Source organism: Enterococcus sp. LJL51 (assembly GCF_049894025.1).
Taxonomy (GTDB): domain Bacteria; phylum Bacillota; class Bacilli; order Lactobacillales; family Enterococcaceae; genus Enterococcus_L.
Map to the genome: position 1 here is coordinate 1 of NZ_JBNEQE010000004.1, position 24,104 is coordinate 24,104.

A 24,104-nucleotide genomic window follows, 5' to 3' on the forward strand; every position below is an offset into this window, starting at 1 on the left:
GTTTTCAAAGGTCTACATCATTGCCTCGCAGCAACTTTTATATCTTATCAAATCTCCGATAAGATGTCAACTCTTTTTTTGAAAAAGTTTTAAGTTGATGGAACTCGGCAATCCGTTGTTGTGTTTCATAACAACTGTTTCAGTTTATCAGCTTCTTTGTTATTTGTCAACAACTTTTTTGCTGATTCAACAAGTTTTTTCTTCTCTCTGGATGTTATTCTATCCAGCTGTCTGAAAGTCATTGTCTCGTCTTGCGACATGTAATAATATATCAAGTTTCAACGCTTAGGTCAATCAAAATATTGCATTTTTTTCAACTTTTTTCATTACCGATTGTTCGTTATATTTCTTTCTTTATCGTTCGCATTTTCATCTCATTTTTCAGTTTTGTTTCTATTTATAATCGACATTCTAAGGAAAATGCTTTTCACCTACTAAAGTCTTTAACAGCTCTTTTTAATTTAAGATAACCAATCTATATATTTTACTATTTTGGCTTGTCCCAGTTTCGTTATAAAAATAAGGAACTGTGACAAAGTCTACTTTGACCGTCACAATTCCTAAGTTCCATTGCAGCTAATCACTTCTGAAATTAGCAGATTTTTGATTTTTTAACGCATCGTCGGGAATAGAAGTACATCTCTAATTGACTGAGCATCTGTCAACAGCATTACCAAGCGGTCAATACCGATTCCCAGTCCACCGGTTGGCGGCAGGCCATACTCCAAAGCCTCAATGAAGTCTTCATCCACACCATGAGCTTCGTCATTCCCTTGTTCACGCTCTTTTTCCTGATCTTCAAAGCGTTCTCTTTGATCAATCGGATCATTTAGTTCTGTAAACGCGTTGGCAAATTCTTTACCAACAATAAACAGCTCGAAACGGTCAGTAAAGCGAGCATCCTCAGGATTTTTCTTTGCAAGAGGTGATACTTCTACTGGATGACCGTAAATAAATGTAGGCTGCAGCAGTGTTTCTTCTACAAATGTTTCAAAGAACTCATTTAAGATATGACCGACAGTCATATTATCGTTAATTTCTACTTTGTGTTCTTTAGCAAAAGCACGAGCCTCTTCCACGGTCATTTCCTGCCAGAAATCTACACCTGTTTGCGCCTTGATAGCATCTACCATGTGAACACGACGGAACTCGGAGCCTAAGTCTACTTCTTTTCCATCATAGGTAATTGTTGTAGTCTTCAAAACCTTTTCTGCGGCATTCCGAATAATACCTTCAGTTAAATTCATGATGTCTTTAAAATCAGCATAAGCAGTATAAGCTTCCAGCATTGTAAATTCAGGATTATGAGTTGTATCGATTCCTTCATTACGGAATACACGTCCAATTTCATAGACCTTTTCCATTCCCCCAACAATCAGCCGTTTTAAGTGAAGCTCCAAAGCAATACGTAAGTATAAATCTATATCTAGAGCATTATGATGTGTAATAAACGGACGGGCAGCTGCTCCGCCTGCTTCATTATGCAGGACAGGTGTTTCAACTTCTACAAATCCCTGACCGTCTAAATAACGGCGGATTTCACTGATAATTTGACTGCGCTGCATAAAGCGGTCAAAGCTCTCTTTATTGCTAATCAGATCCAAATAGCGTTGGCGGTATCTTTGTTCGATATTCGTTAAACCATGGTATTTATCTGGAAGCGGACGTAAGGATTTAGTCAACAGGACAATTGTCTTCGCCTTAACAGTTACCTCGCCAGTATCTGTTTTCATAATTTGACCTGTCACGCCGAAGAAATCCCCTAAATCAGCATGTTTGAATAGTTCATAGGCCTCATCACCTACTTGGTCTTTTCTTACATAGATTTGAATCTGACCTTCACGATCCTGCAGATGGGCAAACCCGGCCTTACCCTTTCCACGCTTTGTCATCATACGGCCAGCAACGCTTGCTGACAGTTCTTTTTCGTTTAGTTCTTCTTTCGTTTGGGCATCAAATGCTTCATGAAGTTCAGCAGAATTATGGGTACGGTCAAAACGTTTACCGAATGGATCGATTCCTTCTTCACGTAGTTTTTCCATTTTTTCGCGCCGCACAAGCATTTGATCATTCAAATCTGCGACTTGAGATTGTTCTTCAGCCACTTTGTTTCCTCCATTCTTAAATAAACATATACTTATAATGCCACAGCAATTCCAAAAAAAGCAAGCCGAATTTTATATTCGGCTTGAATTAATCGGTTAGACAACTTCTTCAGTTTTTTCTTTATCGATTTTTCCAATAAATGCATCCATCAGATCTACGATTTCTTTTTGTGTATCCGCCTGATTAATGGCTACTTTCACTTTAGCTGCTCTCGGAATCCCTTTTAGGTAATAGGAGGCATGCTGCCTAAATTCTCTGGCCGCTACAAACTCGCCTTTCAAATCAACTAGTCTTTGCAAATGAACCTTGGCGGTTTCTACTTTATCAAACGGCGTTGGTTCTGGAATCAGCTCACCAGTTTCCAAATAATGCTGCGTCCGATGAATCATCCACGGATTGCCTAAAGCAGCTCTGCCTATCATTACCCCATCTGCACCAACGTATTCAAGCATTTTTTTTGCATCTTCCGGCGTACGGACATCCCCATTCCCCATAAAAGGAATCGTCAACTGACTTTTAACTTCCTTAAGAACATCCCAATCTGCTTTTCCTTCGTACATCTGAACACGGGTTCTGCCGTGCATCGCAATAGCCGAAGCACCGCCTTTTTCAGCTGCCAATGCATTATCTACAGCAAAAAGATGCTGCTCATCCCAGCCGGTTCTCATCTTAACAGTTACCGGTAAATCAACAGCTGAAGAAACGGCATGAACCATTTCATAAACCTTATCCGGATCCAGCAGCCAGCGGGCACCTGCTTCGGCTTTAATCACTTTATTCACGGGACAGCCCATATTAATATCAATAATGTCAGCTTCCGTATTCTCTTGGACAAACTGAGCCGCTTCCACCAGCGTCTCTTTATCTCCGCCGAATATTTGTAGGCTTAACGGATGCTCTCTTTCATCTATATACAGCATTTCCAATGTTTTTTTATTTCTAAAATGAATTCCTTTATCACTAATCATCTCACAAACGACTAGTCCTGCACCAAATTCCTTCACAGTAACCCTAAAGGCAGCATTACTGATACCAGCCATTGGTGCAACGACCACTCGGTTAGGAATTTCTACATTTCCGATTTTCCACATCGCTATTCCCCCTGATTGTTCTGTGTATTCCTAATTGCTTCTTCTTTAAGCTCAATTAAATCCTCTTCACTATAATGGTACTTATTTCCACAAAATTGACAAACTGCTTCTGCTCCATGATCTTCTTCAATCATTGCATTGATTTCTTCAAGCCCTACTGCAATAATTGCTGTTCCAAACTTCTCTTTTGAACAATCACATTTGAATTGGACCGGCATTTTTTCGAGAATATCAACCTCGCCTTCTCCTAGTAAGCGTTCAAGAATCTGCTCTGGTGCTTCTCCTTCTTCAAGAAGGCGGGAAATCATCGGAACCTCCGTTAAACGCTGTTCAATAAGGTCAATAGTTTTCTCATCAGCTCCAGGCATTACCTGAATCATAAAACCGCCGGCTGCTTTCACCTGTTCATCGGTATCTACTAGCACACTTAATCCAATAGCTGAGGGTATTTGCTCTGACACAGCCATAAAGTATGTAAAATCCTCACCAATTTCTCCAGATACAATCGGTGTTTGTCCAGAAAAAGTCTCCTTTAAGCCTAAATCCTTAATGACAGTAAAAATCCCTTCAGTCCCGACAGCTCCACGCACATCAATTTTGCCATTGTTATTTAGAGGCAGACTAATATGAGGATTCTTGATATACCCCTTAACATCGCCGCTGCCATTACTATCTACAATAATAGATCCTGCTGGTCCATTTCCCTGAACCTTAACAGTCAATTTATCTTCACCTTTGAGTGTTGCACCCAATAAAAGCGCACCAACCATTGTTCTACCAAGCGCTGCCGTTGAAGCACTCCATGAATCATGTCTTTTCTGCGCCTCTGCAATTGTGTTTGTTGCACAAAGTGCATAGGCTCTAATTGAACCTTTATAACACAGGGCTTTAACTAAATAATCTTCCATTGTTTTACTTCCTCATCTCTTGTGCGTTTTCATTCATTAACAGATAATACTAGGATTTATTCTTTTTTTCAACTAAAGAATTCTAACATTGTAATTATTGAATGCTAGTTTGGAGCACAAACGAAGGCTTAAACGTTTTTTCACGAGTACTCGATTGTGCAGCGAGGTCAAAATAGTTTTTCTAATCTCTTTGCCAACAAAAAGACAGCCGCAGAGGAGCACCTCCGCAGCCGTCTTCCTTCATTCCAGCATAATCTCATTTAATCGTTTACTGATTATCATCCGTATCATCAGAAGATTGATTTTCATCTTTTTTATCAAGCTGAACTTTCTTTTCTGCTTCATCGGCTGCAGTTTTCACTTCTTTCGATTCAGCATCCAGTTCTTGTTTATCTTCATTCACTGCCAGCTTCTCTTCTGCTTGTTTTTGTGCATCTTTTTCTTCCAATGCACGTTTTGCTTCTTCAAAAGTTTGAGCTTTTTCGCTTGGAAACTCAGAAGGTGTTCCAGCAGGCATTTCCCCTGTTTCAAACAATGATTTAATTGCCTTAGCATCCAGAGTTTCATACTCAAGCAGCATTTCAGCAATTAGTTTATGTTTGTCACGATGCGTCTCGATGATTTCGCGCGCTTTTTCGTGGGCTTCAAACAAGATCTTGCGTACTTCCTGATCAATTTCAAAGGCAACTTGTTCAGAGTAAGCTTTTGTCTGACCGTAATCACGACCAACAAAGACCTGATGGTTCCCTTCGTATTGAACTGGGCCAAGCTTGTCGCTCATTCCATATTCAGTAACCATGCTGCGAGCTAAGCCTGTTGCTTGCTCAAAGTCATTAGATGCGCCTGTTGACTGAACATTAAAGACGATTTCTTCTGCTGTACGTCCGCCAAGCAAACCAACTAACTGCTCAAACATATCTTCTTTTGTCATTAGGAATTGATCTTCTTTTGGAAGAGCAATCATGTATCCGCCTGCACGACCGCGAGGGATAATCGTTACCTTATGCACAACACGGGCACGGCTTAGGACTAAACCAACGATTGTATGTCCAGCTTCGTGGTAAGCCACCATTTCCCGTTCTCTCTTGCTGATAACACGGTCCTTTTTAGCAGGTCCGGCGATTACACGATCTTCTGCTTCATCGATATCGGAAGCATCAATCTTCTTCTTGTTTCTACGTGCAGCAACTAGGGCTGCTTCATTCAATACGTTTTCTAAATCTGCACCGGCAAAGCCTGGTGTTTGTTGTGCAACGACTTTCAAATCTACATCATCTGCCAAAGGCTTATTACGAGCATGTACCCGTAAAATAGCTTCACGTCCTTTAACATCCGGACGGCCAACTAAAATCTGGCGGTCAAAACGACCTGGACGAAGCAGTGCTGAATCCAGTACATCTGAACGGTTCGTTGCTGCAATGACGATAACTCCTTCATTGCCGTCAAAACCATCCATTTCTACTAGCAACTGGTTCAGCGTTTGTTCACGTTCATCGTGTCCGCCGCCCATACCAGCTCCACGCTGACGACCAACAGCATCAATTTCATCAATGAAGATAATTGCAGGTGCATTTTTCTTCGCAGTTTCAAATAAATCACGTACACGGCTGGCACCGACCCCTACAAACATCTCTACAAATTCAGAACCAGAGATAGAGTAGAACGGTACACCTGCTTCCCCAGCTACAGCCTTAGCAAGCAAGGTTTTACCAGTTCCGGGAGGTCCTTCCAGCAGAACGCCTGCCGGAATACGTGCACCTAGTTCAACAAATCGGCGCGGATCTTTAAGAAATTCAACAACTTCTACAAGCTCTTGTTTTTCTTCTTCTGCACCGGCTACATCAGTAAAGCGTACACGGCTGGCTGTTTTATCCGCTTCTTTGGCTTTTGACTTACCGAAGTTCATTACTCGGCCGCCGCCACCTCCACCGCCGCCTTGTTGTCCCATCATCATATAGAACATAAAGAACAATAAAATGATTGGCAGGAAGCTAAAGATTAGAGAAATCCATGTTCCGCTTGTTGACTGTTCCTTAACAGTCAGTTTTACTTCTTTTTGCTGCGCAGCATTTTGAATCTCCGTTAAAGTTGTATCTGTCGGCAATACGATGGTTGAGAATCTCTTGGTTGTCACACCAGAAGAGCCCCACAAAGATAAACCGCCTTCGTTTTCAACTTTCTGTTCTTTTTTGTATTCTCCGACTACTTTAAACACACCATTTGTCGGCTGAATTGTCATTGTTTTAATGTCTCCGTCGTTTAACTGCTGATTAAAAGTGGAGTATTCGATATCAGGGGATTGAGAGCCGTTGTTTCCAAAAATAAAGCTTCCAACCATGATCATCGCTAAAATGACTAATACATAATATAGGCCGTTTTTCATGCCGCCACCTTTTTTATTCATGCCTGTCCTCCTAGCATCATTTGTTAACAATTATTAACATGTCTTAGTTTTATCAATTCTGACCTTTATATTGTAACATACCCGTTTCAAAGAGAGATATTAATTTGATTCATAAATTTCCGGTTTAAGAACACCAACGTATGGCAGGTTCCGATATGCCTCAGCATAATCAAGTCCGTAACCGACAACAAACTCATTAGGAATGTTAAAACCGACATAATCTGCGTCGATATCAACAACGCGTCCTTCAGGTTTATCCAAGAACGTAACAATTTTTACAGAAGCCGCTTTTCTATATTTGAATAAATCAACTAGATACGCTAACGTACGTCCGCTGTCAATGATATCTTCCACGATTAAAATGTGGCGACCTTCAACGTTTGTATCCAAATCCTTAACAATTTTCACTTCGCCGGATGAAACAGTTGCATTTCCATAGCTGGAAACATCCATGAAATCCATTTCTAGATTAATATCCATTTCACGAACGACATCAGCAAGGAATGGTACTGCGCCTTTCAGAATACCTACAACTAAAGGTGTTTTTTCTTTGTAGTCCTCTGTCAGCTTTTTCCCAAGCTCAGCTGTTTTTTCAGTGATTTGTTCTTTTGTAATCAAAATATTCTTAATATCCTTCTCTAGCATGATGCTCTCCTCTCAATTTACTCCTTTGTTATGTAAAGGAGCCTGTAGTGTATTTTATCAGTTTCTTGTGGAATACTCAAATAGGAATTTGCAAAACCAGGCACCCAAATCAGCTCCTGATGATTGTTAAAAATCAGCCATGCTTTTTCTCTGAGACTATCGGGAACCTTACGATCGATAAACAAACGGTTTACACGTTTTGTCAGCTTCTCGGTCAATGCAATCCGGTCGCCATTTTTTCTCCGGCGGATGGTCAGCGGGCCCGTTAGCTGACTTGAGACAGCCAGCTCCTTCGTCTGCCATTCTTTGACCTTTTTCGGAAACTCCAACAGCTCATCCGGTGTCTCAAATCCCAGCCATTCAGTTTCAGAAAGGAAGATGCCTTGTCCTTTTTCAAGAAAATAAACCTCTTCTGCAGCTTTCACCTGTGTTCTTTTCCGTAGATAGCCTTGACTATACTCTTTAATAAACAGCCAGTCATTTTCAAACGACAGTTGTTTTTGCGGCGCCTGCCCTGAAACTAAATCAACTAACCTCTCCAGCTGCTCATGCTTTATCTCAACTTTTTCTGGAATTAACGTTTGCTGCAGCAGATTTTGAAAAAAGAAATACTTAAAAGCGCGGCTTTTGTTTTCGAGCATCTTCAGGTCGAACCGCCAGCCATCTTGAATTTCTTGGACACCCTGAGCGTAAACTCCTTTTACAACTTCCTCAATCAGTTCAGCTGCATACTGCACCTGACAGCTGAAATCAGCCGTATGCTTAAGAAATCCGGCATTTTCTTCTTTTAACTTGGGTATTACCTGATGGCGAATCCTATTTCTAAAATACCAGTCAGAAAAATTTGTACTATCTTCAAAATACACAATTCTCCGTTCTTTTGCGATCAGTTTCAGCTCATCTTTAGAAAAAATCAATAAAGGTCGAACTAAACGCCCTTTACCAAAAGACCGGCTGGATTTAATACCAGACATATTCAGTAAGCTGCTTCCCCGTGTTAATTTCATAATAATCGTCTCGGCCAAATCATCTCCATGATGAGCCGTCATTAGCATAGAATACTTGTCACTTCTCATAACCTCTTCAAAAAAATTATATCTGAATGCTCTCGCCTCAGCTTCCATTCCCTGAACAGGCGTTTTGATACCCCACCTTTTACTATAGAAAGGAATCTTTTTTTCTTCGCAAAACCGGCTCAGCCATTCTTCCTCGTCAAAGGATTCTGGTCGAAGCTGATGATTGACATGAGCTACACCGATTACACAGCCGCTTTTTTCAGCTGCTGCCAGCATCAGATGCAGCAATACCATTGAGTCAACGCCTCCTGAAACAGCCAACAGAATCCGTTCGCCCGAATGCCAGAAGCCTTGTTTCAGACCTTCCTGATAAAATCCATCCAGCATCATCCTTCCTCCTCCTGTAATTGGTTCTCTATTTTCCAACATAAAACAAAAGAGCCGGGAAAAATTCCAGACTCTTCTGTCTCAAACAACATAATCGAAATCAGGCAAGTGGATATAAACACTGCTTTTTTTCGAATGATTGCTGTTTTTTCTTCAAAACAGCTGTTTCACAAATTTTTTTTGCTCATTGTCAGATTAATTGCGGCGTCCGCCTCGTCCGCCTCGTTTTCCTTCAGTGTTTCTACGCAAGGAAGACAAACGATCATCACTATCCTTTAAAAAGGAGCTCATCAGCGTGTCAAAATCCTGTTTGCTGTTGTTATTGAAATTATTATTATTCATCGGCTTGTTAAATTGTTTTTTAGGTGCAGAATGATGCCCTCTGTCCTGATTTTCCTGATGATTGCGACGTTGAAAATTACTCTTAGGTGCTTCAGCGTTTTCCTGCGCTTTACGAATAGACAAGCCAATCTTGCCATCGTCTCCTACAGAAGTAACCTTTACTGTCACTTCATCTCCAACAGTTAATATATCATTGATATCTTTAACGAATCCGTTTGATACCTCACTGATATGGACTAAACCAGTCTTCCCTTCACCTAAATCGATAAAGGCCCCAAAATTAGTAATTCCTGACACTTTTCCCGGCAGCTTTGCTCCTACTTCGATTGACATAAAAAATGTGTTCCTCCTATTTTCACCCTATATAATTATATATTCAGCCGTCATCTGATTATTCTTCAGATGATTGAGGCTGTGATTGACTGCTTTCTGCAGTAGACTGCGTTGTCTCTTTGTCTTTATCTCCGCTGAGTGCTGAATTAAATTCCAGACCAGGGTAGATTTGTTCACCTTCTTTAGATAGAAGATAACGGTTTCTGGCTAGCTTAGCAACATAATTTGGATCCTTCAGTAAGGCAACATCCTGATCCAGGCGTCCCAGCTTTTTATCCATTTCTGCTGACTCTGCTGCAACTTCAGATTTTTGCTCTTTAAAAGCATTCAACTCATGATAATCCTTAAGCAGCTCAAAACCGGAAATCGAGAACACTACGACGGCTAATAGAAAAATAACCGCAAGTCGGCGACGTTTAAAAATCAGCTGTTTCTGCTGTTTTTGGAATTCAGCAAACTGTTCTTTGGTATAATCATTGTCCAGCGCAGCAATTTTATTGACGTTTTTATCCTTTTTCTTCATGTTTTCCGCTCACTTTCGTATGTCCGCTTTATTATACCAACATCTTCAAAGGTTGTCTAATCTAAATCGCTGGAATTATCAACTCTTGTTTCAGAAACGATTGTGTACATTTTATCAGCATCTTCTTTTTTCGTTGAATCATGGAGTTCTTTGACTGCAACCTCAAGAATTTTGTTGCCAAAACGAATTTTCACCTGATCGCCTATCTTAACACTACTGGAGGATTTTGCCAAAATCCCATTAATTTGGATTCGGCCTTTATCTGCAACTTCTTTTGCAACTGACCTTCTTTTAATGATACGTGATACTTTCAGAAATTTATCTAAACGCATATTACTCCCTCTTCTTCGTTCTTAAAATTTTCTTGCCAAATGGCAGCATCAGCCATTCACGAACGGTGAACAGCCGCAGCTGAATGACAGCAAACACAAATACTGCCGCGCCCAGCCCAACGCCAATTAGCGCATATAGTAACGCTTGTCCCCGATGATCTGCTACACCAAAGAACAAATTAAGCAGTCCTTGATAACTAATCAGAACTATACTCATTATACCTAAGCTTGCCAATAATTTCTTCAAAAAGTTTCGTTCTGTCCAAAATTGATTCAAGCTGTTGTCAGCTAAAAGAAACAAACAGAACAATGTTCCAGCTAAAGAAAGAATTGTAGAAAGACTAGCTCCCGCCGTTCCCAGCCTTTCTGTCAGACTGGCAGTCGTCAGAAATTTAATCAAAATTCCCAATCCAGCCGCCAGAAACGAGGATTTGAAGCTATTCCGACTTTGCATAATGCTTTGATATGCTTGAATAACCGCCATAAAAACTAATGAAAAAATGTAAATGCCTAATACACCATTTCCTTGATAGTCTTTAAATAGGGCAAAATTGATATACGGCAGCAGTAATACCAGCCCTATGGCTGCAGCCGCAGCAACCGTTGTCGTCAGACGCAAAAACATCTTCGCTGCCTCGACAAACTGCTGCTCCTTTTTAGCAACAAAATATTTAGTTAGCGCTGGTAAAAAAGTTGAGCTTAAAGCCAGTGCCACGACAAGACCAAGTTGTACGAGAGGCTGCCCACGATCATAAACGCCTTTATCAACCTTGGCCGCATGATTAGACAGCCCAGACAGCACTAATGCATTCTTTACAAAAAAGGAATCTGCCAGTTGAAAAATGATTAACAGCGCACTATAAATGGAAACTAGACCACCTTCAATAAATAGACGCTCAAGTAGTTTTTTTCCTTTTGAATCAAGCCGCCAGCGATAGAAATAGTCTGAGCTGCCCGGCTGAATTTTCCGGTCGTAATACCATAGAATAGCTGCCGCTGCAGCACCACCTAAAATTGCACCACCCATTGCGGCTGTTCCTGTTTTATAAATATCCCATGCCAGCATTTTGTAGCAGGCCGCTGCAGCTAAAATGACACCGACGCGAATCAGCTGTTCCAGCACCTGAGAAACAGCACTGGGCGTCATAAGCAGATGCCCCTGAAAGTTTCCCCGATAAAAAGAAAGCACTGGAACCAACACAAAGGTTACCGACACCACTCGGATAAGTGAACCCAGCTGCTTGTCACCCATTAGTCCCGCCAGCCAATCACTGCCGAAGAAAAAGAAGGCAAATGCCAAGAGGCTAAGGACCAGGACATACGGGAACAGCCGCTGAAGTACAGAGCGTTTTTCACTAACGTCCTCCTGCTCTGCAACCACTTTGGAAATAAACTGCGGCAGTCCAGTTAAAGCTAACGTCATCGCTATTCCATAGATTGGATAGACCTGCTGATAGACGTAAAAGCCTTCATCTCCAACTAGATTTTGGAAAGGTACTCGGTAAACCGCACTTAGCAGCTTAGCAATAAAAGACGCAACTGTAAGCATAAGCGCTCCTTGAAGCATCGTACGAATCTCTTTATGAGCCATTCGTTTCCCTCCCTGCTCAATCCTCTTCCAGCATATTTCTCTTTTTATATTTTTCCTGACGCAGCGCTGCAACAAATGCTGATACTTCCTGCAGCCACGCCGCTGATTTCATTCCTTTGTAAAGCTTCAAACGAATACTCATCTTTTCATTGTCAACAGCTAAATCCGCCTTCAGAGAGGTTGCTGACAGAGCTTCAAAAATTTGTTCCACTGTATATGCTTTTGTCCCCGCTTTACTAAGGGTAAAGGTGATATCCTGCTGATGTTTGCGAATCGTTTCCAGCAGTGCCCGGTCGCCGTCCATTTTAATTAGTCCTGTCGTTAGCAGGTAGGCTACTTCATCTGGATACTCGCCAAAGCGATCTAGTAAATCCCCTTCCAGCTCTTCGTACATTTCCATATTTTCCAGTTGTCGAATCCGTTTATAGATTTCAATTTTCTGACGTTCATCCGAGATATACTCATTTGGAAGATACGCATCAATTCCTAAATCAATTTCTACAGATGTTCTCTGATCCACTACTTTCTTTCCTTGCTTTCTGGCCACGGCTTCTTCCAGCATTTGTGAATACATGTCAAACCCAACTGAATCGATAAATCCATGCTGTTGTGCTCCAAGCAAATTCCCGGCTCCTCGAATTGATAAATCCCGCATAGCGATTTTAAACCCTGAGCCCAGCTCAGTAAAGTCCTTAATTGCTTCCAACCGCTTCTCACTGACTTCGTTTAGAATCTTTTGAGGCTCGTACATGAAGTAAGCATAGGCTACCCGATTGCTTCGTCCGACCCGTCCGCGCAGCTGGTATAAGGTAGAAAGTCCCATATAATCCGCGTTTTCTACAAAAAGAGTGTTTGCATTAGGAATGTCTACACCTGTCTCTATAATCGTCGTAGTAACTAAAATATCATATTGTCTCTCGATAAAATCAAACAAGGTGTTCTCCAGTTGAATTTCTGTCATTTGCCCATGAGCATACGCGATTCTGGCCTGCGGCACTAATGCCTGCAGCTCCTCCACCTTCTTTTCAATAGTGTCTACCCTGTTATAGAGATAAAATACCTGTCCGCCGCGTGCCAGCTCCCGCTCTATCCCCTCTCGAATAGCACCTGGATTGCTTTCCATTACATAGGTTTGAATCGGGTAGCGGTTTTCCGGCGGTGTTTCGATAACAGATAAATCCCGGACACCCAGCATAGACATATGGAGTGTTCGGGGAATAGGCGTGGCCGTCAATGTCAATACGTCCACCTGAGCACGAAGCTGCTTCAGCCGTTCCTTATGCTTAACACCAAACCGCTGCTCTTCGTCAATAATCAGTAGTCCTAAATCACTAAAAGCAACATCCTTGGACAAAATCCGATGGGTTCCTACTAAAATATCTACCTGTCCTTTTCTCGCCTGTTCTATCGTTTCATTCTGCTGCTTTTTCGTTCGAAAACGGCTGAGCAGGCCCACTTCTACAGGAAAGCCTTCAAAACGATCTTGAATTGTCTCATAATGCTGCTGTGCCAGAATAGTTGTCGGAACTAGAAATGCAACCTGTTTTCCTGCTGCTATTGCTTTAAACGCTGCCCGCAGTGCTACCTCGGTTTTTCCAAAGCCCACATCCCCTACTAGCAGACGGTCCATCGGCCGACTTTTTTCCATGTCATGCTTGATTTCTGCAGTACTGCGCAGCTGATCTTCTGTTTCAGAGTATGGAAAAGCATCTTCAAATTCCTTTTGATAGCCGTCATCCGGTGGAAAAGCAAATCCTTTTTCTGATTCTCTCACTGCATACAGCTGAATTAAATCGTCTGCAATATCTTCAATTTTAGCAGATACCTTACGTTTCGTTTTCGTCCATTCACTACCGCCAAGCTTGTTGATTTTCGGCGTTTTAGATTCTGCTGCCACAAACTTCTGGATTAGATTCAGCTGTGTAACAGGAATAAACAGCTTGTCATCATTTTGGTATAAAATTGTGATGTAGTCCTGATGAACACCATCGACTTCCAACGTCTCCATACCGATATATTTCCCGATTCCGTGATTCACATGAACAACGTAGTCGCCTTTTTTCAAATCACTGTAGCTCTTTAAGCGTTCTGCATTAGAAATTGTCTGACGGCGAGCCCGCTTTTTAGTAACCGTATGGAAGATTTCCTTTTCCGTGATAACTACCAGCTTTTCCGAAGGCAGTTCAAAGCCGGACTGCAGCTCTCCCAAGACCAGCTGAATACGTCCATCCAGCAGCTGATCTCCGCCAACTGCAGTACTGGAAATATCAAAATCCCGAAACAGACTTTCTACTTTCTGAGCCCGCTCCTTTGTTGGTACAAATACTAACACTGTCTGCTCCTGCTTTTGCCAGCGGTCCATCTCCGCTTTTAGCAAGGGCATTTGCCCGAAAAACTGTTGCATGGACCGATATTGAAAGTTGTGAATCGCCTGAAACCGGAGATTCCCCATTCCTTTTTGGAATAACGAAAAAAAGGTCGCTGCAAACCGCTGCTTACGCAGCTGATCATGGGCGTTGATTCCAAAAGTTTGTTCTGCAAATACCCGATTTTCTTCCAGTTTCAGTGTGTGCCACTCTGCTTCTTCACGACTAATCTCTCTTTCTGTTTCCAGAATCCGAGCATAGTCATCAACTACCAGCAAGCTGTCTTCCGGCAGGTAGTCAAGGATTGTAACTGGCTCCTGATAGAGCATATCTACGTAGTAACGCGCCTGCTCAGTCGGTATTCCAGCTTCCCAGGATGAAATTATTTGACCAAAATACTCTTCTATAAATGTCTTGTCCGTTTGCTCTTTGGTCACAGATAAGCGTTTTTCCAATGCTTCCTGCAGCCGGACAATTCCAGCTTCCAAATCTTCTGCTGAAAAGATAGTATCGGTAACAGGAGATAAAACCACTGATTCTATTGTCTCTACCGAGCGCTGCGTATCTGCTTCAAAATATCTTAAAGAATCAATCTCTACATCAAAAAGCTCAGCCCTGACAGGATACTGAGTATTTAGCGGATATACATCGACAATACTGCCCCGAATACTAAATTCTCCTGGCTTTCCAACTAGAGACTGACGTTCGTAGCCCATTAGCACTAATTCCTGAGCCAGCTTTTCCAGTTCTATTTCTGTTCCTATCTCCCAATGAAGCTGAGCTTCTCTCCATGTCTTCTTGGAGGGTAAATATTTTCTTAGACCAGCAACCGGCACTACCACTATTCCTATTTCATCAGAGGATAAAAAATTCAAGCTTTCGATTCGATCTGCTCTTGCTTCCGGTGATGAAAAAGCCATCTCTGCAGACAGCACTTCATCAACTGGGAATAAATGGACCTCTTCATCTACAAGGAAATTTCTTAAATCTTCTACTAATTGATTCGCATAATATAAATTGGGAACAGCAACGAGCATTTTCTTTTTCTTCTCTTGATATCCACTGACCATCAGCAGCGTTTTAGCTGAACCAGCCAATCCGGTAATCAGCTGCCGCTGATTGCCATCCAGCTTTTCAAACCATTCCTTCACAAGACTGCTTCCGCTTATTCGCTTGATAATATTCATCTCGTTGACCACCTCATTGTTTACTTTCCATTAAATTGGTTCATTGTGTCGACAAAGGTATGTCCTTCGCTAGCATAAATTGCTGCATCTGCCGCTTTTTTGACAGCAATCAAAATATCTTCATGAACAGCTTTGGGGAATTTACTCAGTACATGCTGAACCACCGTTTCATTTCCCTGAGGACGCCCGATTCCGATTTTGATTCGGGAAAATTCATTCGTACCTAAATGAGCAATCAGACTTTTCATCCCGTTATGTCCACCTGGACCGCCTTTTTCCCGCAAACGAATCTTGCCTATTTCTAAATCAAGGTCATCATAAATTACAATTAATTCCTGATTTTCAATACCAAAATAGGTCATCAAAGGTCCTACTGAACGTCCGGATTCATTCATAAACGTCAATGGCTTAACCAGCATGATCTTCTCTGTTCCTATAAAAAATTCTGCAATATCTGCTTCAAATTGATTTTTTTTAAAGACCGCGTTGTAGCGGCTGGCAATTTCATCTACCGTAATAAAACCTACATTATGCTTGGTTTCCTGATATTTACTGCCTGGATTGCCCAATCCTACAATCATTTTCATTCTCTCTATCTCCTTTATCGCTATAAGTGAAGCTGCATGCCAAAAGACGCAGCTACAAACAACGCATGGTTAATTTTTACTTTTTAGTCGTTCAAGAAACGGAGTCTGGGATATAACTAAATTCCCAAACTTTTAGTATGCTTAAAACCGAATAAACGGTGAGAATAGAAACAACTTCTTCGGCAATAAGCAGGTATTTAACAACAATTTGTGGAGCACCAGGTAGGAATCAGTCAACATCGAATGATTTACCTTCGTGTTTCCTGTCATTTTCATAAATCCCTGCTTATTGCTTGAAGCTAACCGTTTCTGTCTCAACCTCAACACAAAATAGCCGAGCAGCATATTTGCGGCTCAGGTTCTGTCTCAATAGTATAACACAGATTTTGCTGTTCCAATATATATGAAAGTTTAAAAAAACAATAAACCTATCCTTCAAGAGACCAAACCTTTGAAAAAACTTAAAAAAACAAGAATAGTGAAATACCGAGCATGTAAGAGCTTGCAATTATAACAGCGATAAAAACTGTACTATTTTAAAGTTAAAATGCGTGACAAAGTTCTTAGACGGTGGTACTATCATTGTAATAAACAAACCTACGAAAGGAATGGTACACATGACTGCAGCTGCAGATAGAAAAGATCACCAAAAAGTTATTTTAGTAGGGGACGGTGCTGTCGGTTCCAGCTATGCTTTTGCTCTTGTTACTCAAAACATCGCTCAGGAAGTTGGTATCATCGATATCAATACGAAAAAGACTGAAGGAGATGCAATGGATCTTTCTCATGCTTTAGCTTTTACTTCTCCTAAAAAGATCTACGCTGCTACGTATGACGACTGTCATGATGCAGATCTTGTTGTACTAACAGCGGGTGCTCCACAAAAACCAGGAGAAACAAGAATTGATTTGGTTCATAAAAACCTGAAAATCAATAAAGAGATTGTAACCCAAATTGTTGACTCTGGTTTTAATGGTATTTTCCTAGTCGCTGCAAATCCAGTAGATATTTTAACTTATTCTACATGGAAGTTCTCAGGTTTTCCAAAAGAACGCGTTATCGGTTCAGGAACTTCACTAGATTCAGCCCGTTTCCGTCAGGCTATCGCTGAACTAGTTGATGTTGATGCACGTAATGTGCATGCCTACATCTTAGGAGAACATGGCGATACAGAATTTCCTGTTTGGTCTCATGCCAATGTTGCCGGTTTGCAAATTTACGAATGGGTGAAAAACAATCCAGATGTCGACGAAGAAGCAATGGTTAATCTGTTTTTCAGTGTTCGTGATGCTGCCTATTCTATTATTGATAAAAAAGGAGCAACCTTCTATGGGATTGCCGTTGCACTAGCACGTATTACTAAAGCAATTTTGGATGACGAAAACTCTGTCTTCCCATTATCCGTGTATTTGGATGGTGAATACGGACAAAATGATATTTTCATCGGTGCTCCAGCAGTCATTAATCGTCAAGGAATTAAACAAGTCATTGAAATTCCGTTGACAGATTCTGAAAAAGACCGGATGAACGCTTCTGCATCAGCACTAAAAGAAGTTATTCAATCCGCTTTTGAAAAGTTTGAAGCTGAAGAAAAATAAACAAAAAAAGTACGCCGGCTGGCGTACTTTTTTCTATTTATTTCACTAAGTATTCCAACATAACATCCATATCTTCTACTGCTACATTTCCTGCATAATTTGGCGTAATTAGAGAAATTCCCCCATTGTTATTATAAAAAACATACATATTCCCTTCAAGATTGATACCATTTCCATCTTCTACCTTTGTTCCCATCACTAGTTCTGTATTCACACTTACCGTACGAATTCCATTTGCACCTTCACTAAAAATTCTAATTGTCTTTGTAGGTATTTGTTGATAGGCTGCTGAATAGACTGTAGTGAACATTGCATCTGGGTTGGCCTGCTCAAAAGTGATTTTCCCATTAGATTCATTGGTAAAATTTACGCCTATCGTTTGCGGAACATTCATTCCTCCATTTGCAAACACAATATTTTGAATAGCTGTAACGGGAACAGTATAAGGATAATCAGCATCAACACTTGAAGCGTCACTTGTAACAGATTCACTTCCTGAAATTGTCTCATCTGTAGCTTTACTAGCTGTTTCTTTCGTAGTAGACCTACTTACAGAGCTGCTATTACTACTTTCTGTTTTTGTCGATTCAGTTTCTTTACTCTTTCCTGAACATCCAGCTAGCAAAACTACAGCAATGCCTATTAATACAAATTTCTTTTTCATTCTTTTGCACCTCCTAATTTTAACCCTTCATCTTCTGTAATGATATTGTAACACAAAAGAAACTCAACAGCAATGTTTTTGTAACATTTTTATTGTATTTTACCACAAAAAAAGAAGGAAGGTGTTTCCTTCCTCCTTCATTTCATAAATAATATGAGTTATAGCTATTTTTAACTTCTTACTTTCAAAGGAATATACATCTCAGTCAAATACTCATTTGGCGGCTGACTTTCATCATTTAAATAATGATAATAAATACCACCTGTTGTTATAAAGTCTTGTTCCGTTATCCAGCTCATCAGCGCTTCCAATGTTGGATCCTGCGCTTCATAGGGACCTCGGTCAATGGTCACTGCCACTGTCTGAACTGGTAAAACAGCAAACACAGCTTCTCCTTTTGCGGAAATAGGGGCAGAAATCTCAAAGCCTATTTCTAAATCGAGTGCACTCAAATCGACATTATGAAAACAGACAATCGGACCGCTGGCAGGCAGTAAACCAGCTTGTTGAATCTGCTTCATCAATTCTTTGATTGTTTCCCCCATAAATTCCGCATATTCTCCAAAAAAGTCAATCGTGCGGCGAATCGCCAGCATCTTTCTTTCCGGCAGCTGTTTCAATGTAATTTCAGCAATTTGCGTCATAGTCATGTACCTCCAAGTATTCTTAATAGCTATACTTTAGCATATGTCCAGCTGCACTATTTGACCGGGAATGCTCTTTTTTAGAATGCTCTGAATGATTCCTTAACGTACTACTCTGTAATTTTATAAATCGTTGTTGAACGAAACGGGACATTCGGCTGAATTTCAATGGTCCCAAAATCTTCAAAGCGTTCTGAACCAGGTGCGGTCTGAGTTTCAAAGGTAATTCCGCCGTGATCTGTTAATTTCTTTCCACGAATCACAGGACCTGCACCATTGAAATTCGCAGTAAATACAACAACTGCTGGGCAATCCGTCAATACCTCTACCTGAACCGCTTCATCTGGACTTGTCAACACTGCGCTAACATGTTCAATCGAAGGTTTATTCAAGAAAAATGGATGGTCAAATCCGCCTACAGCCTTTACTTGATCATCTTGACTATTGAAACTTGTTTCCAGCTTTCTAGCCTTTCTAAAATCAAATGCTGTATCTGTGACTGAGCGCTTTTCTCCCGTTGTAATCACTGCCTCATCAATGCAGGCAAATTGATCAGAATCAATAAACAGCTTATGGTCGTCAATTGCTTGCTCTACATCCCCTGAAAGATTGAAATATACATGATTCGTTGGATTAAACAACGTTAGCTGGTCAGTATGTGCTTCATAATCCACACACCATTCATTGTCTTCTGTTAACGTATAAGAAACTGAAACCATCAATTCACCTGGAAAGCCATGCTCGCCAGCTTTACTTTTTAGAGAGAAAATCACAGTACTTTTCTTTTCCGACTCTTCCAGCTTCGCATCCCAGAGCTTTGCCTCAAAGGAAGGTGCTCCTCCGTGAAGCGTATGCAGCTCATGATCATTTTTATCCGTCTGATAAGTCTGACCACCCAGTGTAAAAGTTCCATCTTTAATCCGCCCAGCTACTCTGCCGATTGTTGCTCCAATATACATATCCTGTGCCAAATATTCCTCAACAGAATCAAACCCTAAGACAATATTTCGTTTTTCTTTTTTTGTAGGTACAAACAAATTAACGATTCTAGCACCAAAATTGGTTACTTCCAGTTGAACACCATTTTCATTTTTTAATGAATACAGAGTTGCTCCCTGTCCAAAGTCTCTTTGTGTAATTTTCATATGTTTTCCTCCTTAATCTGATTCTTTCAAGCCCCTTATTCTCTTTTGGCCAACAGAGAAAGCAGCTCTATATAGCATTCTGATAGCTTCTCTTAGTCAATCACAAGAGATGTAAGCAGTTACACTTTCGATAAATATTTTACTAAATTTTTTACTCAAGAGCAAGGATTGTTCTGTTTTCCTTAAATTGTTTGCTCTACAAAAAGTATGCAGACTGCGCAATTGGCAGCCTGCATACTTTTTATTTAACTATACAGTCCATCTGTCTCATCTTTTGTGACAATATAGATATTCTTCATTTGAGTATAGGCATCCAGCATCGATTTATGCGTCTCCCTGCCGATACCAGATTTCTTATACCCGCCAAATGGTGCACCAGCAGGAAGCTGATTGTATGTGTTGACCCACATCCGGCCTGTCCGTACGCCCCGGGCAACTCTTAGTGCGGTATTAATGTTTTGAGAGAATACTGCGCCGCCTAGACCATAATCAGATTGATTGGCCAGATTGATGACTTCCTCTTCCGTTTTAAATTTGATGACTGTTGCAACAGGACCAAAGATTTCTTCCTGAGCAATACACATAGAGTTAACCGCATCTGCCAATAAAGTTGGCTCTAAAAAGGCGCCCTTATCCAGACCGTCACGTGTTACACGTTTCCCTCCAGTAAGAAGTGTCGCACCTTCCTTTACACCTATATCTACATATTTTAAAATACCTTCCAGCTGATGCTCATTAACCTGAGCACCCATCTGCGTATCTTCTTCCCAAGGAAAACCAACTTTGATTTTTTCAAACTTTGCTTTTAGCTCAGCAACAAAACGGTCATAAATTCCTTCCTGTACAAATACCCGGGAACCTGCACAGCAAACCTGCCCCTGATTAAATAGAATTCCCAGCTGCACACCCTCTAGCGCTCGTTCCCAATTTGCGTCATCAAAGATAATATTGGCCGATTTTCCACCTAGCTCTAATGTCGCAGGAATCAAGCGGTTAGCTGCAGCTTTAGCTACTGTATAACCCACCTCTGTAGATCCTGTAAAGGCTAGCTTGTCAAAGCCCTCATGATCCAGCATGTAATTGCCTGAATCAGAGCCTTTACCTGTAATCAAATTGACTACCCCTTTAGGCAGCACCTGATCGAATAATTTAAATAGTTCCAACAAACTTAATGATGTGGTAGATGATGGATGGATAACTACTGTATTTCCTGCTGCCAAAGCAGGCGCCAGCTTCCACGCGCCCATCAGCAATGGGAAATTCCATGGAATAATTTGACCAACCACACCAATTGGCTCCTTAATAACCAAGGATAACGTATCCTTATCAAACTCTTTAAGGGTTCCTTCTTCTGCACGAATCACACCTGCAAAATAACGGAAGTGATCTGCACTTAGGGGAACATCAATGTTTCTCGTTTCATTGATTGGCTTGCCGTTATCCAATGTTTCAGCCAATGCCAGCCGCTCACTGTTGGCATCAATCAAATCAGCAATTTTCAACAAAAGGCTACTTCTAGTCGCTACATCAACATCCTTCCACGTGGTGAAGGCTTCTTGCGCTGCTGCTACGGCCTGATCTACATCCTCATGTGTTGCATCAACGAATTCTGCCAATGACTCCCCGTTACTTGGGTTATAACTGGTGAGCTTTCTATCTCCCGAACCAGCTGTCCACACACCATTAATGTATAACTGATAATTAGCATCTACTGCTTCCCGAATGTCTATTGTCTTACCCAAAAAAATCCCACCTTTCTTTTTTTGTTTACGCTTTCAATTATAAAGGACTAAATAAAAAAGTAAAGGAAATCTCTAAAAACAGTACATTTCTATCTGTTCTACACATAATTGGTATAGTCTGATTAAACATGAATCCGTAAACAAAAAAATGGGAGAGGTAATTAAATATCCAGACTCTGACTTCTTTAAAATCTGAATAAATGAGAGGTCAGAAGCAACTTTCTCATCATTTCCTATTTTTTTGTAATTGTCTATGACTTTTAATCGCTGTCTGCTGCTCTTTAAATTCTATAAAATAGAAAAATAGCCCGCCTCCTCCAAAAAATAAAACTGCTAGAAAGCTGAGTACTTTATTTCCTGTAAAAATTAACATCAGTGCAGAAGCAGCTGCTAAAATCAGACAAATGACTAAAACAAAGATATCTGAAACTAATTTTCTATAAAGAGAAAAGGCTGTTGGTTCTTTGATACCTTTAGCAGCTTCACTCGTTACCACCGGTGTATCTAAGCTATCAACCAGCGATTCATATTTTGCCGATAAGCTTTCCGAAGAATGATGTGACCACCGATCTCCTCCAATAGTCGTTCCTAGAGGATCATTTTTATCTATCCAGGTAGTTTTTTCACATGAAGAAATTGAATCAAATAGTACTTGAATCTCATTATAGACCTCTGATGCAGAGGTAAAAAAGTTAAGATATTCTATATAGGAAATTTCAATCATTTCATGCTTTTGTGCTTCTTTTTTTATTATCAGTTTAAAATCTTCATATAGCGGCAGCAGTTCAGGATAAAGCTTAGATACGTAGACGGTATGATGGTCAAGATTTTTTTGATACTCATTAAATGACATTCGGGTTACTGCTTGAAACTCCCCGTCTGTCTGCTGCTTTTGGAAAATACTTTCCAACTGCTGATGAATAAGCGGCAACTGGGCATTGCTTAAGCCCATCAGCCAGAATACAGGAAAGGAATTATTTGATTCAAAAATTTGTGTTGCTTCCGAGTTCAAATAACAGCGATTTCCCATACAAATCACCCCACTCACTTTTTGGTAAAGGAAACACCATACGTACTTTCCTGCACCTGATAGTTCAACTCCTCCATCTGCGCAGTATAGCTGTCTATATATTTTTTAAAGAGCTGTTTCAGCTCTAAATAATCCTGCTCTTCCTTGCAAAAAACATCACAGCCCCGGTCATCGTATACATGTAAAAGAATTTTCTTCGTTTCATTCACAAGGATAATTTGATTATCCAGTCTAGTAAAGGTATCGCTATAGGGTTTGAAGTCCTGATAGATTCTTCCCATAACCAGCTTATGGAGCAGCCCAATATTCTCTATCTTGCAGGTTAATATTCTCAAAAAACGCTCTTCAACAGGCAAATTTACATAGTAGTCGTCGCTTATAGCTGTTTTTTTTATGAATTTCATTAGCTGACCTGGCTGATTGATATATTGAATGATTCCTGCTCTGCTCTCATTTTTGAAGACTTCATCCACTAAACGATTCGCTACATTTATTGTTTTCTTTAGCGTTTGCTCATTAATTCTTTTGTAAAAATAGGATAAATTCATTCTAAAATGATAACACTGCTCACCGTTTAATTTTAAGTAAGGCTTTCCATTTGCATACTGAGAGATGTAATTTTCCTGCAGCTGCGTGACTACCTCTTGATAAAGTTCTTTCATACTTATCCGTCCTATCTACGCTTCAATCCATAAGCTTTCTATTGATTTTTCAAAAATAAGGAGATGTGACAACCCTATGTCTCCATCTCCCAAAACCGATTAAACGATCTGCCAACAATCCTGAACGCTGCCATCACAGCCTCTCGTTCTCAATTGTGAATTTCGTATACAGTATGAAAAATACTCAATACTTGTCTAGCAACGTTTCTAAAAACATCTGATTGATAAACAGCCCCGCAGTCCGCTAGATTCAGCTGCTTAGAATCAGTTTTTGCCTGATTAATTCTGATAGAGAATTCCTTTACGTGCCAGCTCTTCCTTGACAGCCTCCACCATTTGCTGGTTTTCACAGCGAATGGTGTGCAGATGAATCCCGCCAGTCAGCTCCGACAATAGGGAGGCACGGCTTTTTTTATAGGCTTTAATAAAATCCCCAACATCTTTCTGCGATTTAATCCGCAGATTGCCCGTCAGTTCCCCGTATATCGGATGCTCCACAATTACATCCAGTACTTCGCCGCCTAATTCAACAATGGCAGTCAGCTCTTCCTCTGTCTGTTCCGGCTGATGCTGACAGGCAATCTTTACTACTAGCCCATTATCATCCTGCTGCTCCAAAAGATAGCCTCTTGCTGTTGCAGTTACCTCCAAACCAGCCGCTCTTAATAAAGCAATATCTCCGACTATAATTTGGCGACTGACCGAAAAACGCTTCGCCAATCGACTGGCACTGACTGGCTTCTCCGCTGTTTTCAGCACTTCCAGAATTTCTGAACGTCTTGTCCCACCGTCCATAGCTTT

At 40.8% G+C, this 24,104-nt stretch carries 20 protein-coding genes; 1 reads left to right on the forward strand and 19 read right to left on the reverse strand.

The window, feature by feature from the left end; all coding sequences use genetic code 11:
- Positions 1-611 precede the first annotated feature (611 nt).
- The 12 genes from lysS to pth form a co-directional block, all read right to left on the reverse strand.
- The gene (gene lysS, locus ACPWSO_RS05350; protein WP_426081813.1) at positions 612-2,105 is read right to left on the reverse strand and encodes a lysine--tRNA ligase; all 1,494 of its coding nucleotides are present in this window, start codon (positions 2,103-2,105) and stop codon (positions 612-614) included.
- 96 nt (positions 2,106-2,201) lie between these two features.
- Positions 2,202-3,197 carry a tRNA dihydrouridine synthase DusB gene (dusB, locus tag ACPWSO_RS05355; RefSeq protein ID WP_426081814.1) on the reverse strand — a complete coding sequence of 332 codons (996 nt, stop codon included), beginning with the start codon at positions 3,195-3,197 and terminating at the stop codon, positions 2,202-2,204.
- Between the two features lie 2 nt (positions 3,198-3,199).
- Positions 3,200-4,105: an Hsp33 family molecular chaperone HslO gene (gene hslO / locus ACPWSO_RS05360; protein ID WP_426081815.1), complete on the reverse strand. Its 906-nt coding sequence runs from the start codon at positions 4,103-4,105 to the stop codon at positions 3,200-3,202.
- Positions 4,106-4,373: 268 nt separating this feature from the next.
- A complete protein-coding gene (ftsH, locus tag ACPWSO_RS05365; protein WP_426081816.1) occupies positions 4,374-6,509 on the reverse strand; it encodes an ATP-dependent zinc metalloprotease FtsH in 2,136 nt (711 codons plus the stop codon).
- Between the two features lie 99 nt (positions 6,510-6,608).
- Positions 6,609-7,154 carry a hypoxanthine phosphoribosyltransferase gene (hpt, locus tag ACPWSO_RS05370; protein WP_426081817.1) on the reverse strand — a complete coding sequence of 182 codons (546 nt, stop codon included), beginning with the start codon at positions 7,152-7,154 and terminating at the stop codon, positions 6,609-6,611.
- A 17-nt stretch (positions 7,155-7,171) separates the two neighbouring features.
- Positions 7,172-8,560, reverse strand: coding sequence for a tRNA lysidine(34) synthetase TilS (gene tilS, locus ACPWSO_RS05375; protein ID WP_426081819.1), 1,389 nt, complete (start codon positions 8,558-8,560; stop codon positions 7,172-7,174).
- A 192-nt stretch (positions 8,561-8,752) separates the two neighbouring features.
- Positions 8,753-9,232 carry a S1 domain-containing RNA-binding protein gene (locus tag ACPWSO_RS05380; protein ID WP_426081820.1) on the reverse strand — a complete coding sequence of 160 codons (480 nt, stop codon included), beginning with the start codon at positions 9,230-9,232 and terminating at the stop codon, positions 8,753-8,755.
- Between the two features lie 58 nt (positions 9,233-9,290).
- Entirely contained in the window at positions 9,291-9,755 is a 465-nt protein-coding gene (locus ACPWSO_RS05385) for an FtsB family cell division protein (protein ID WP_426081821.1), read from the reverse strand.
- Between the two features lie 56 nt (positions 9,756-9,811).
- The gene (locus ACPWSO_RS05390; protein WP_426081822.1) at positions 9,812-10,087 is read right to left on the reverse strand and encodes an RNA-binding S4 domain-containing protein; all 276 of its coding nucleotides are present in this window, start codon (positions 10,085-10,087) and stop codon (positions 9,812-9,814) included.
- A gap of 1 nt (position 10,088) precedes the next feature.
- Positions 10,089-11,678 (reverse strand): putative polysaccharide biosynthesis protein, encoded by a 1,590-nt coding sequence (locus tag ACPWSO_RS05395; protein ID WP_426081823.1) that lies wholly within the window; start codon positions 11,676-11,678, stop codon positions 10,089-10,091.
- A gap of 16 nt (positions 11,679-11,694) precedes the next feature.
- Complete coding sequence (gene mfd / locus ACPWSO_RS05400; RefSeq protein WP_426081824.1) at positions 11,695-15,231, reverse strand: transcription-repair coupling factor; 3,537 nt, start codon at positions 15,229-15,231, stop codon at positions 11,695-11,697.
- Between the two features lie 20 nt (positions 15,232-15,251).
- Positions 15,252-15,818, reverse strand: coding sequence for an aminoacyl-tRNA hydrolase (gene pth / locus ACPWSO_RS05405; RefSeq protein ID WP_426081825.1), 567 nt, complete (start codon positions 15,816-15,818; stop codon positions 15,252-15,254).
- Between the two features lie 617 nt (positions 15,819-16,435).
- On the opposite strand from pth, the gene ACPWSO_RS05410 reads away from it, so the two are divergent.
- Positions 16,436-17,416 carry an L-lactate dehydrogenase gene (locus tag ACPWSO_RS05410; RefSeq protein ID WP_426081826.1) on the forward strand — a complete coding sequence of 327 codons (981 nt, stop codon included), beginning with the start codon at positions 16,436-16,438 and terminating at the stop codon, positions 17,414-17,416.
- A 37-nt stretch (positions 17,417-17,453) separates the two neighbouring features.
- On the opposite strand, the gene ACPWSO_RS05415 is transcribed toward ACPWSO_RS05410, so the two are convergent.
- From ACPWSO_RS05415 to ACPWSO_RS05445, 7 genes are all read right to left on the reverse strand, one after another.
- A complete protein-coding gene (locus tag ACPWSO_RS05415; protein ID WP_426081827.1) occupies positions 17,454-18,080 on the reverse strand; it encodes a hypothetical protein in 627 nt (208 codons plus the stop codon).
- A gap of 170 nt (positions 18,081-18,250) precedes the next feature.
- Positions 18,251-18,724: a GyrI-like domain-containing protein gene (locus ACPWSO_RS05420; RefSeq protein ID WP_426081828.1), complete on the reverse strand. Its 474-nt coding sequence runs from the start codon at positions 18,722-18,724 to the stop codon at positions 18,251-18,253.
- Positions 18,725-18,834: 110 nt separating this feature from the next.
- Positions 18,835-19,869, reverse strand: a complete 1,035-nt coding sequence (locus ACPWSO_RS05425; RefSeq protein ID WP_426081829.1) for an aldose epimerase family protein — start codon at positions 19,867-19,869, stop codon at positions 18,835-18,837.
- Between the two features lie 245 nt (positions 19,870-20,114).
- Positions 20,115-21,611, reverse strand: coding sequence for an aldehyde dehydrogenase family protein (locus ACPWSO_RS05430; RefSeq protein WP_426081830.1), 1,497 nt, complete (start codon positions 21,609-21,611; stop codon positions 20,115-20,117).
- Positions 21,612-21,837: 226 nt separating this feature from the next.
- Positions 21,838-22,641 carry a hypothetical protein gene (locus ACPWSO_RS05435; protein ID WP_426081831.1) on the reverse strand — a complete coding sequence of 268 codons (804 nt, stop codon included), beginning with the start codon at positions 22,639-22,641 and terminating at the stop codon, positions 21,838-21,840.
- Positions 22,642-22,655: 14 nt separating this feature from the next.
- Positions 22,656-23,303 (reverse strand): DUF3885 domain-containing protein, encoded by a 648-nt coding sequence (locus ACPWSO_RS05440; RefSeq protein WP_426081832.1) that lies wholly within the window; start codon positions 23,301-23,303, stop codon positions 22,656-22,658.
- Positions 23,304-23,582: 279 nt separating this feature from the next.
- A complete protein-coding gene (locus ACPWSO_RS05445; protein WP_426081833.1) occupies positions 23,583-24,098 on the reverse strand; it encodes a transcription repressor NadR in 516 nt (171 codons plus the stop codon).
- Positions 24,099-24,104: the final 6 nt, after the last annotated feature.